Raw genomic sequence first — 9,065 nt, forward strand, 5'->3', positions numbered from 1 at the left:
CGACAACTCCCCGTAGCTGGCGAACAGTAGCTCCTGGCGCTGGCGCTCGTTGGTGAGTTTGCGTGCCACACCGAAAGCTTTATTTACTTATCGGTCCAATTCGTCGTGAGCCTTGAGCAGAGTTTGGTCCATCGCTAACGGGTTGTAGTGCTCCGCGAGTGACCCCTCGGGGTGCCGCTCGCGGGCCCGCAGTACCAACTGTCCAGCGTCGATGATTCGCTGCTGCGCCTTCTCATCTAGTTCACACAGAGCTGGTCCGCAGTTGTAGCTCCCGATGTACTCCGAAAAACGGAAAAATGAATAGTGGGGATACATCGACTTCCATTTTCCATTCTCCCGGCTCAGAGTATTGAGGGGGCTGGGACCGGGTCCGTAAACCCTTTATGTTTCCACGCACAGCGGTTTATAGCGACGATCCCTATAGGTTTTCCGCAGAACCTATATGTTATTTCTGTGCACCCCCACGTTGTCCGTTTTAGCGGTATTTCGTTGCTACTTCCGCACTTGCGAATCAAATGGTTATTTATCGCCGACACTCCGTAGAGTTCAAGTTCAACGTGTAGTGCTTAACCTCTGCGATGAACTCTTTGATCCCGGGACGTGATGAGGACTGGGACTATTGTGCTCCCCCGAACGCTACGGCCCGGGGACACGAGGCTGTGTCGCAGGTGCAAGCGAGAGGACCAGGAGCGAAACACAGACCGCTGAGTCGACGCAGTCACGGTAAAGACGGAGCCGTCTAGGCGGTGCTCGAGGTTGCGCGAGATACGGTGACGCTGGGCGTCGGTAAGCGATGCGCATTCGGCGACATCGATGGAAAGCTGGACTTTGCCGTCCGTCGTGTTGACGCCCTGGCCGCCTGGAGTCGACGATTTCGCGAAACGCTCCGCGAGATCGGCGGCGATGACCGCACCGTCGGGGATCCCCGGGCCGGGCGCTATGGTCAGGTCGTTCATGCCGCCCAGCCTAGGTGCCCACAACCCTTTCTCGTCTCGGCGGAAGCGGAGACCGCGTCGCGACGGCCGGGATCCAGCCTCAGTATTATCCTCGTCACCGGTTGATTCGAACGCTTTTTGCTCCTCCTTCTCCCGTCGGGCTTCGATTTCAGCGGCCTCCGTAGGTGGCAGTGATCGCTGGATCCCTCGAACTACCGGTTCCGATCAGCGGTCGAAGGATTTTCGCAGCAGCCGGACCTGCGGCGCCGGTGCCGCCGCCGTAGCCTGACGAGCATCCCCGCCATGACGGCCATCACGACGGCGGTCCCGGCACCGATGATCCAGGGATTACCGAGGAGCCCACCGACGCCTGCAAGTGCTCCGCCCGCCGCGATGAACGGCAGGCCGCAGCAGAGCAGCGACGGAAGCGCGCAGCATGCCAGCAAGAGCAGCCCGGTCACTGCAGCGACGACGGGACCGGCGCGCCATTCGTCGCGGTCCTGATCGGCGCTGATCGTCTGCTTCAGGATGAGATCTCCCCGATTGCCTGTGTTGCCGTTCATGCGCAGCACGACAGCAGCGACGGGTCGGTGGTGAAGGCCTTCGCGGCGATCCGGATGCCCTCGGCCATGGTCAGGTAGGGGGCCCAGGCGTTGGCGACCTCGGCGACGGTCCTGCCGAGCACGTGGACGCCTGCGGCGGCGAGCTCCCCGGCGTCCTTGGCGACGGCGGTCAGGCCGAGGATCTCGTTCGTCTCGGCGTTCACGACGATCTTGATGAACCCGCGGGTGTCGCGGTTCACCAAGGCGCGGGGCACGTGGTGCAGGGGCAGGACGCGGCAGTCGCAGCGGATCCCCGCGGCGAGGACGTCCTTCTCGGTCATCCCGACCGCGCCGATCGCGGGCCCGGTGAACGTCACCCGCGGCAGGCGGGCGTAGTCGACGGACCGGTCGGCGTCGGCGAACGCGTTCTCGGCGACGAGGGTGCCGTGGTGGGCGGCGACGTAGACGAACTCGGGGTGCCCGGTCACGTCGCCCGCGGCCCAGATCCGCGGGTTCGAGGACTGCAGCCGGTCGGAGACGACCACCTCACCGGAGTCTCCGGTATTCACCCCGACCGCATCGAGGTTCAGGCCATCGGTGACGGGACGGCGTCCGAGGGCGACCAGGACCTGGTCGGCGCGGAACTCCTGCGAGCCGCCGGACAAGGCGGCGGTCACGACGGCCTCGCCTCCCGTGCCGCGGGAGACCCGGGTGGGCACTGCGCGGCTGACGACGCGGATGCCCTCGTCGGCGAACACCTCCTGGAGCGCCTTCGACACCTCCGGCTCCTCCTTCGAGGCGAGCCGGGACCGCACGAGCAGCGTGACCTGCGAGCCGAGGCGGGCGAACAGCTGCGCCTGCTCCAGGGCGACGTAGCCGCCGCCGAGCACCAGCAGCGACTCGGGGACCTCCGTCAGCTCCATCGCCGTGGTCGAGGTCAGGTATCCGGTCTCCTCCAGGCCGTCGATCGGCGGTGCCCACGGGCGAGAACCAGTCGCGACCAGGTAGTGGTGGGCCTCGATGGTCTCGACGCTTCCGTCGGATCCGGCAACATCGAGAACCGGCGCATCAGGGGTGCCCACGAACGAGGCGTCGCCGCGGAGGACCTGCCAGCCGTAGGAGTCGGCGACGTCGGCGTACTTCTCGCCGCGCAGCGACTCCACCAACGCTTGCTTCCCAGCGATCAGCGCGGGCATGTCGACGGGATCCGCCGTCGTCGCGATCCCGGGGAACCGGGTTGCGGCGTCGACCGCGACGTGCCGCGCGCCGGCCGCGGCAATGAGCGCCTTCGACGGGACGCAGCCCGTGTTCACGCAGGTGCCGCCGAGCGTCCCGCGCTCGATCATCACCACCGACTTCCCGAGCGTGCTGGCGCGGATCGCAGCGGCGAACGCGCCGCCTCCCGATCCGATGATGGCGAGATCGTACTTCGTAGGCATCGCTACTCCTGTCAACTCTTGGCTTTCTGCTCTGTCTCAGCCATACTGGACCTTCCAGTGCAGGGGAAGGTCAAGCGCGGCCACGGAGGGAGACAGCAATGTGGATCGGAGAACTCGCCGAGAGGGCGGGCACTACCGCGAAGACCCTTCGCTTCTACGAGGAACAGGGCCTTCTACCCCCGACCGAGCGCACGCCGTCCGGATACCGCGACTACGCGCCCGAGATGGTCGCTCGGATCGACTTCATCCACCGCGGCCAGGCCGCGGGCCTCACCCTCGCCCGGATCCGCCAGATCCTCGACATCCGCGATGGCGGCCATGCGCCCTGCGGGCACGTGCGCGACCTGCTTGACGTGCGCCTCGCTGAGATCGAGCAGCAGATCGCGCAGCTCTCCGTGCTGCGCGACACTATCGCGGACCTTAGCCAGGACGCCGCGCACCCGGATCCTGAAACGTGCAGCATCGATCAAGTGTGTAGGTACTTGTAGACGGCGGGAGTCAATGACTCAAACGCTACAACCCCGATATGCGCTAGCGCATGTCGATGCCGCCGGTGCCCACCTCGATGATTTTGGTGGTGGCCGCGATAGCACACAGCAGCGGCATCGGGGCGGAGGCCTGCAGCGCGAAGTGGTGGACTCGGAAGGACGCGTTGTTCACGCCGATTTCGTCCGCAGCCTGGGTGATCTCCAGACGAGTCTTGGCGATCTTTTCCGCAGATGGCCCGCACTAGCTGCCGAAGGCGTAATGCCCGAAGCTTAAGAAGCCGAACGCTTTCATTGGATAACACTCCTTTTGATGGTGTTAACGAGAGGGGGTAACTTTGCAACGACATACCGTTGAGTTCAAATTTAACGTGTAACGTTATTGACGCTTCGCGTTATGGGGGATAGGGTGAAGCATGATCCAGTCGTTCGCTGACAAGGACACTGAGCGTCTGTGGAATCGAGAGCGGGTTCGCTCGATCGATTCCCGCATTCACTCAGTAGCGCTGCGCAAGCTTCGCCAGCTGGGGTACGCGCAGACTCTTGATGAGTTACGGATTCCCCCGGGAAACCGGCTTGAGGCGTTGAAAGGTGATCGGCGGGGCCAGTTCAGCATTCGAATCAACGACCAGTGGCGGATCTGTTTTCGGTGGTCCGCCGCGGGGCCAGAGGAGGTTGAGATCGTTGACTACCACTGACAAGCTCCCTCCGGTTCACCCCGGTGAGATCCTCATGGAGGACTTTCTCAAGGAAATGGGGATCACCCAGCACAAGCTCGCCGTCTCCATCGGCGTTCCGCCCCGCCGGATCAACGAAATTGTTCACGGTAAGCGCGCTGTAACCGCTGACACGGCCCTTCGTCTAGCGAAGTTTTTCGAGATGAGACCCCAGTTCTGGCTCGGGTTGCAGACCCAGTACGACCTGGATGTGGCAGAAGACAAAATCCTCGCCGAGATCGAGCGGATTCAGCCGGTCCAAGCTGCTTCGGCAGGCCGCACCTAGGGAATTTGGGGCCGTCGCCTCGTCGACTTCAACTCCGAGCGCCGTTTCTTCGCTTCGAGACGACGCCGTACCGAGCCCCTCGTCGGCTTCGTTTTGTGCCGCGGGGGAGGGGGCGGAGCTAGGGCCTCGCGCAACAGGGCGGCCATGCGTTCGCGTGCCTCAGCTCGGTTGCGCACCTGCGACCGCTGGGTCGACGCAGACACGGTGAGGACGGAGCCGTCCAAGCGGTGCTCGAGGTTGCGCAAGATGCGGCGGCGTTGGGCGTCGGTAAGCGATGCGCTTTCAGCGATATCGATGGAAAGCTGGACCTTGCTGTCGGTCGGGTTGACGCCCTGGCCGCCCGGACCCGACGACTTCGCGAACCGCTCCGTTAGGTCGGCAGCGGCGATGACTGCACCGTCGGGGATCCCCGGGCCGGGCGCGATGGTCAGGTCTTTCATGCAGCCCAGTCTAGGTGCCCTACGAGTCGTTCTTGTCTCGGCGGAAGCGGAGGCCGCGTCGCGACGGACGGGGTTCAGCCTCAGAATTATTCTCGTCGTCGGTTGAGTCGAGTGCTTTTTGCTCTTCCTTCTCCCGTCGGGCTTCGATTTCAGCGGCCTTCGCAAGTAGCCGGTCGTCGTTCATGTCGCGAATTTTCTCGGTGGCTTTCTGCGCCTGATCCACCGCAGCCTGACGGGCGCAGTTCGCGACATTGACTGTGTCTCCCGCTAGCGACATCACAGATTGACGCCAGCCTTGGACCTAGAGACGCTCCGCGTAGTGTAGCTAGTCCCCGGGGTTACCCACGCAGAACTCGTTGCCTTCCGGGTCCTGCATGACAGTCCACACCAATCCCGGCGCCTCGTGGGTGGTGAGTTCGGTAGCGCCTAGGTCTTTGAGGCGTTCTATTGAAGTTTCGCGCTCCGCCCCGCCAACGTCGATGTGCATGCGGTTTTTCCCAGGTGTCGGATCCTTGACGCGCTGAAATCCCAGCGCCGGGGTGGAATCAACCATCACAAAATCGCCGTAATCCGCGGCGATTTCGCATCCGGTTGCGGCGGACCAAAACTTGGCGAGCTTTGAGGGATCGTGGCAGTCGAAGGTGATCTGCCGGATCGTGAGATTGGCATCATTCATGGTCTCTATTATGAGGATGGGATCTGACGCTTGCTACGTGCATTTCTAAATAGCATTCTTTAGCGCTTCGCGGATTGCCTGGGACCGTGACCATCCGTGGGCGGCTGCGTATTTGTCGAGGTCCAAGATTTCGCGAGGAGAGAGCCGAATGGAGATAACCTTCGCAGTATCTTCGTTGCGAGGTTTCCTTCCTCGTCGACGAAGTATTTCTACGTCGTAGCCTTTCTCGGCTTCGGTTACCCACGCATCGATTTGCTCTTCGCTGACTGGCTTTCCGTTGATAGTTTTCATGAACATAATCGTAATACGGAAAAGGGCTTGGCGGCTCGGGGGAGGTTATAGTCTTTCGACAATCCGTGGAGTTCAAGTTCAACGTTTAACGCGGGCAGCCACCGCCGGATTCTCGGTGGCGATTCCGGCCCGAACCTCGGGGACATTGTCGCGCTTCCTCATTTACGTGAGCTCCGCGACTCCGGCCAGCTCACCGCTACCCCCATCTTCGATAGCTTGAGCGAGCTCGACCACGACCATCTGATCTGGTGCACTGGTTTCCGTCCGGCCCTCAGTCCATTCCGCCACCTCATGCGTGGCCGCGAAACCGCAGTGAAGAATCTGCATCTAGTCGGTTATGGCAACTGGACCGGCGACGGATCGTCAACCCTGATGGGTGTGGGGCTCTTTGCCAAACACACTGCCCAGGTAGTCGCGGACCGTGTCGATGAAGCTCGGCAGCAAAAGTTTTGAGGCGACGCTTGGTCCCTGAGCAGCTCGATCCTTCCAAGATCCGCGCTGGAGAGCCAGCGCGCTGGGCGAAGGTGTGTCTCAGCGCTTCGCTTGCGCAGCCCGCAGGCCGTTCAAGATGACAATGACTTCAGCGACCTCGTGAACCAATACGACGGCGGCCAGACCCAGCACGCCGCTGATCGCCAGCGGCATCAACACGATGATGATGGCCAGAGACAGCACGATGTTCTGGTTAATAATCCTGCTGCCTCGACGGGCGTGCTGCAGCGCCTGCGGGATCAGTCGGAGGTCGTGGCCGGTGAAGGCGACGTCAGCGGACTCGATCGCGGCGTCAGAGCCGGTCGCTCCCATCGCTATGCCCACCGTCGCGCTCGCCAGCGCAGGAGCGTCGTTGATGCCGTCGCCAATCATCGCCGTCGGCGTCTTGGAGGAGAGTTCGGCGACGATGCTTGCCTTGTCCTCTGGGCGAAGCTCGGCGCGCACGTCGTCGATTCCGGCGATTTCAGCCAGCGCCCGGGCGGTGCGAGTGTTGTCGCCGGTGAGCATGCTCACTTCCACGTCGTTGGCGTGCAGGGTCTGCACGGCTTCGGGCACCTCGGGCCGCAGCTCGTCGCGGACCCCGATCGCCCCAGAGAGGGCGTCATCGACGGTGACAAGGACGCAGGTCTGGCCCTCGGACTCCATGCGCTCAACGTCTGCCTTTAGTGGCCCGGCGTCGATCCACCGGGGGCTGCCCACCAGCACCCGTCGACCTTCGACAGTGCCGCCGATGCCATGTCCGGCTTCCTCGCTGATGTCCTGGGCGGCGGGCGCTTCGGGCACCGCTGCCGCGATCGCCGCAGCGAGGGGGTGCGTCGATTGCTGCTCAACTGCCGCCGCGAAGGCAAGCACCTGCGCCGGATCGAATCCGTCTGCCGGGACCACGTCGGTAACCTCGGGCTGGTTGCGGGTAAGGGTTCCGGTCTTGTCCACCGCCAGGTGACGGATGCCACCGAGTCGCTCGAACGCCGCGCCGGACTTGATGACCACGCCGAACTGGCTGGCCGCGCCGATGGCGGCTACGACCGTCAGCGGCACGGAGATTGCCAGCGCACACGGGGATGCTGCGACCAGGACCACCAACGCGCGGGTGATCCACGTCTCGGGGTCGCCCAGCAGCGAGCCGATCACGCCGACCAGCACCGCCAGGATCATCACCCCGGGCACTAGGGGTTGGGCAATTCGGTCGGCGATCCGGGCGCGGTCGCCCTTTTCCGCCTGCGCCTGCTCGACCAGGTCCACGAGTGTGGTCAGCGAGTTGTCCGTTCCAGCTGCGGTCGTCTCGACCTCCAGCACGCCGGCGGAGTTGATTGCTCCCGCGGGCACCTCGTCGCCGGGCGCAACCTCCTCCGGAATGGATTCGCCGGTGATCGCTGAGGTGTCAAGGCTGGAGCGCCCAGACCGAATGATGCCATCCGTGGCGATCCGCTCTCCGGGGCGCACGAGCATCAGCTCGCCAGCCACGAGGTCCTTCGCTGAGACCTCAACCGCCGTACCGTCGCGCAGCACCGTCGCGGTCTGCGGTACCAATTTCAACAGTGCCCGCAGTCCGCCCTGGGCCCGGTCCATCGCCTTGTCTTCCAGTGCCTCGGCGATCGAGTACAGGAACGCTAACGCCGCGGCCTCCCCGACGTAACCGAGGATCACCGCGCCGACCGCGCTGATCGTCATCAGCAAACCAATGCCGAGCTTGCGCTTCGTGGCAAGGTTCCGGATAGCGCCGGGCGCGAACGTATACGCCCCTAGCAGCAGGCTGACCCAGAACAGTACTGTCGCGGGTGTCTCTAGCCCGGACCAGCCCAGTGCCAATCCTATGCAGAGGGCTACGCCGGAGAAGATCGGCAGTAGCAACTCGGGGTCCTTCCACCATGGCCGATCGAGATCTTCGATCTCCGTGGCTGGTTCGTGTTCGCATCCACATGCTGAACTCATGCGTCCGCTCCTTTTCCGTCGCAGCCGGGCACCGAGCACTCAGGGTCGATGCACGGGGCGTTTTCGTCGACAGCCAACGTCGCGTTCACTAGCGCGTTGAGCGCTGTCGCGAGGTGCGGATCGGCGATTTCGTAGCGTGTCTTGCGGCCCTTTGGCTCGGCGACGACGATGCCGCAGTCACGCAAGCAGGTCAGGTGGTTCGAGACGTTCGAGCGGGTCAGGCCCAGGTCGCGCGAGAGCACGGCCGGGTAGCTCGGGCCGTCGAGTAGGGTGATCAGGATTCTGGAGCGCGTCGGATCCGCCATGGCCCGGCCGAGCCGGTTCATGACGTCGAGGCGTGAAGCAATGGTCAGCATGTGCTGAACAATACATCGTGTGCTGAACTATTCAAAATGCGCTGAACTGACAGTTACGCAAAGGTCCTGCGACCTGCAAGAATTAGTCGATGGGATAGCAGATGACTGATCCTTTGTGGTTCGGCTGCCACCCAACGCGGGAGCGACGTGGGCGGCGAGGTTCTCGAGAAAGTAACTTTGCAACTACATACCGTCGAGTTTAAGTTCAATGTGTAGCTAAGGGCCTTATTAATAGCGTTTGACAACACGCGCTCCTATTTACCTTCGTATCTCACGAGACGCTGACGTGGATGGCCTCACCATCGACCGGCAGCGTCAGGACTGTGAAGCCATTGCAAAGCAGCGTGGCTTGCACGTTGGACATAGGACATAACTACGTCGATCAGTCCATTTCCGCGTCAAAGAAGAATGTGGCTCGCCCCGACTACGACGCCATGGTGGCGTCCTTTGAACGCGGCGAAATCGACGCGATCAT

At 63.0% G+C, this 9,065-nt stretch carries 14 protein-coding genes and 1 pseudogene; 3 read left to right on the forward strand and 12 right to left on the reverse strand.

The window, feature by feature from the left end; translation table 11 throughout:
- Positions 1–87: 87 nt before the first annotated feature.
- The 4 genes from MHX52_RS10450 to merA all read right to left on the reverse strand — a co-directional run bounded on the left by MHX52_RS10450 (position 88) and on the right by merA (position 2,916).
- Positions 88–315, reverse strand: a complete 228-nt coding sequence (locus tag MHX52_RS10450) for a type IIL restriction-modification enzyme MmeI (protein ID WP_370642250.1) — start codon at positions 313–315, stop codon at positions 88–90.
- Positions 316–566: 251 nt separating this feature from the next.
- Positions 567–956 carry a peptide chain release factor I gene (locus MHX52_RS10455; RefSeq protein WP_370642251.1) on the reverse strand — a complete coding sequence of 130 codons (390 nt, stop codon included), beginning with the start codon at positions 954–956 and terminating at the stop codon, positions 567–569.
- A gap of 191 nt (positions 957–1,147) precedes the next feature.
- Positions 1,148–1,498 carry a hypothetical protein gene (locus tag MHX52_RS10080; RefSeq protein WP_034970986.1) on the reverse strand — a complete coding sequence of 117 codons (351 nt, stop codon included), beginning with the start codon at positions 1,496–1,498 and terminating at the stop codon, positions 1,148–1,150.
- Positions 1,495–2,916, reverse strand: a complete 1,422-nt coding sequence (gene merA / locus MHX52_RS10085; protein WP_239318066.1) for a mercury(II) reductase — start codon at positions 2,914–2,916, stop codon at positions 1,495–1,497. Before merA ends, MHX52_RS10080 begins: the two co-directional genes overlap by 4 nt.
- A gap of 98 nt (positions 2,917–3,014) precedes the next feature.
- Here merA and MHX52_RS10090 point away from each other — a divergent pair, with 98 nt between their 5' ends.
- Positions 3,015–3,404, forward strand: coding sequence for a heavy metal-responsive transcriptional regulator (locus MHX52_RS10090; RefSeq protein ID WP_239318067.1), 390 nt, complete (start codon positions 3,015–3,017; stop codon positions 3,402–3,404).
- Positions 3,405–3,450: 46 nt separating this feature from the next.
- On the opposite strand, the pseudogene MHX52_RS10380 reads toward MHX52_RS10090, so the two are convergent.
- Positions 3,451–3,696: pseudogene (locus MHX52_RS10380) on the reverse strand (alkane 1-monooxygenase); the annotation flags it as partial.
- Positions 3,697–3,817: 121 nt separating this feature from the next.
- Between MHX52_RS10380 and MHX52_RS10100 the strand changes: the two are divergent.
- The gene (locus tag MHX52_RS10100) at positions 3,818–4,099 is read left to right on the forward strand and encodes a type II toxin-antitoxin system RelE/ParE family toxin (protein ID WP_005290974.1); all 282 of its coding nucleotides are present in this window, start codon (positions 3,818–3,820) and stop codon (positions 4,097–4,099) included.
- Positions 4,100–4,133: 34 nt separating this feature from the next.
- A complete protein-coding gene (locus MHX52_RS10105; RefSeq protein ID WP_239318076.1) occupies positions 4,134–4,403 on the forward strand; it encodes a HigA family addiction module antitoxin in 270 nt (89 codons plus the stop codon).
- Here the strand turns inward: MHX52_RS10105 and arfB are convergent.
- The 7 genes from arfB to MHX52_RS10140 all read right to left on the reverse strand — a co-directional run bounded on the left by arfB (position 4,400) and on the right by MHX52_RS10140 (position 8,590).
- Complete coding sequence (gene arfB, locus MHX52_RS10110) at positions 4,400–4,843, reverse strand: alternative ribosome rescue aminoacyl-tRNA hydrolase ArfB (RefSeq protein ID WP_239318068.1); 444 nt, start codon at positions 4,841–4,843, stop codon at positions 4,400–4,402. The two genes, MHX52_RS10105 and arfB, sit on opposite strands and share 4 nt — an antisense overlap.
- Before the next feature lie 19 nt (positions 4,844–4,862).
- A complete protein-coding gene (locus MHX52_RS10115; protein WP_239318069.1) occupies positions 4,863–5,120 on the reverse strand; it encodes a hypothetical protein in 258 nt (85 codons plus the stop codon).
- 48 nt (positions 5,121–5,168) lie between these two features.
- On the reverse strand, positions 5,169–5,519 hold the full coding sequence (locus MHX52_RS10120) for a VOC family protein (RefSeq protein ID WP_239318071.1): 351 nt from the start codon (positions 5,517–5,519) through the stop codon (positions 5,169–5,171).
- A gap of 45 nt (positions 5,520–5,564) precedes the next feature.
- Positions 5,565–5,810, reverse strand: a complete 246-nt coding sequence (locus tag MHX52_RS10125) for a CopG family ribbon-helix-helix protein (protein ID WP_080716819.1) — start codon at positions 5,808–5,810, stop codon at positions 5,565–5,567.
- Positions 5,811–5,972: 162 nt separating this feature from the next.
- Positions 5,973–6,137 (reverse strand): hypothetical protein, encoded by a 165-nt coding sequence (locus MHX52_RS10130; protein WP_005293242.1) that lies wholly within the window; start codon positions 6,135–6,137, stop codon positions 5,973–5,975.
- A gap of 204 nt (positions 6,138–6,341) precedes the next feature.
- Complete coding sequence (locus MHX52_RS10135) at positions 6,342–8,234, reverse strand: cation-translocating P-type ATPase (protein WP_239318073.1); 1,893 nt, start codon at positions 8,232–8,234, stop codon at positions 6,342–6,344.
- On the reverse strand, positions 8,231–8,590 hold the full coding sequence (locus MHX52_RS10140) for a helix-turn-helix transcriptional regulator (RefSeq protein ID WP_239318075.1): 360 nt from the start codon (positions 8,588–8,590) through the stop codon (positions 8,231–8,233). The genes MHX52_RS10135 and MHX52_RS10140 overlap by 4 nt, the downstream gene beginning before the upstream one ends.
- Positions 8,591–9,065 lie beyond the last annotated feature (475 nt).

The organism is Corynebacterium sp. ACRQJ (genome assembly GCF_022346045.1).
Lineage (GTDB): Bacteria > Actinomycetota > Actinomycetes > Mycobacteriales > Mycobacteriaceae > Corynebacterium > Corynebacterium evansiae.

What these genes read in the sequence shown, in the direction of transcription:
- MHX52_RS10450 (WP_370642250.1), bottom strand. Translation starts at nt 315, where the DNA reads ATGTATCCCCACTATTCATTTTTCCGTTTTTCGGAGTACATCGGGAGC.
- MHX52_RS10455 (WP_370642251.1), bottom strand. Translation starts at nt 956, where the DNA reads ATGAACGACCTGACCATAGCGCCCGGCCCGGGGATCCCCGACGGTGCG.
- MHX52_RS10080 (WP_034970986.1), bottom strand. Translation starts at nt 1,498, where the DNA reads ATGAACGGCAACACAGGCAATCGGGGAGATCTCATCCTGAAGCAGACG.
- merA (WP_239318066.1), bottom strand. Translation starts at nt 2,916, where the DNA reads ATGCCTACGAAGTACGATCTCGCCATCATCGGATCGGGAGGCGGCGCG.
- MHX52_RS10090 (WP_239318067.1), top strand. Translation starts at nt 3,015, where the DNA reads ATGTGGATCGGAGAACTCGCCGAGAGGGCGGGCACTACCGCGAAGACC.
- MHX52_RS10100 (WP_005290974.1), top strand. Translation starts at nt 3,818, where the DNA reads ATGATCCAGTCGTTCGCTGACAAGGACACTGAGCGTCTGTGGAATCGA.
- MHX52_RS10105 (WP_239318076.1), top strand. Translation starts at nt 4,134, where the DNA reads ATGGAGGACTTTCTCAAGGAAATGGGGATCACCCAGCACAAGCTCGCC.
- arfB (WP_239318068.1), bottom strand. Translation starts at nt 4,843, where the DNA reads ATGAAAGACCTGACCATCGCGCCCGGCCCGGGGATCCCCGACGGTGCA.
- MHX52_RS10115 (WP_239318069.1), bottom strand. Translation starts at nt 5,120, where the DNA reads ATGTCGCTAGCGGGAGACACAGTCAATGTCGCGAACTGCGCCCGTCAG.
- MHX52_RS10120 (WP_239318071.1), bottom strand. Translation starts at nt 5,519, where the DNA reads ATGAATGATGCCAATCTCACGATCCGGCAGATCACCTTCGACTGCCAC.
- MHX52_RS10125 (WP_080716819.1), bottom strand. Translation starts at nt 5,810, where the DNA reads ATGAAAACTATCAACGGAAAGCCAGTCAGCGAAGAGCAAATCGATGCG.
- MHX52_RS10130 (WP_005293242.1), bottom strand. Translation starts at nt 6,137, where the DNA reads ATGCAGATTCTTCACTGCGGTTTCGCGGCCACGCATGAGGTGGCGGAA.
- MHX52_RS10135 (WP_239318073.1), bottom strand. Translation starts at nt 8,234, where the DNA reads ATGAGTTCAGCATGTGGATGCGAACACGAACCAGCCACGGAGATCGAA.
- MHX52_RS10140 (WP_239318075.1), bottom strand. Translation starts at nt 8,590, where the DNA reads ATGCTGACCATTGCTTCACGCCTCGACGTCATGAACCGGCTCGGCCGG.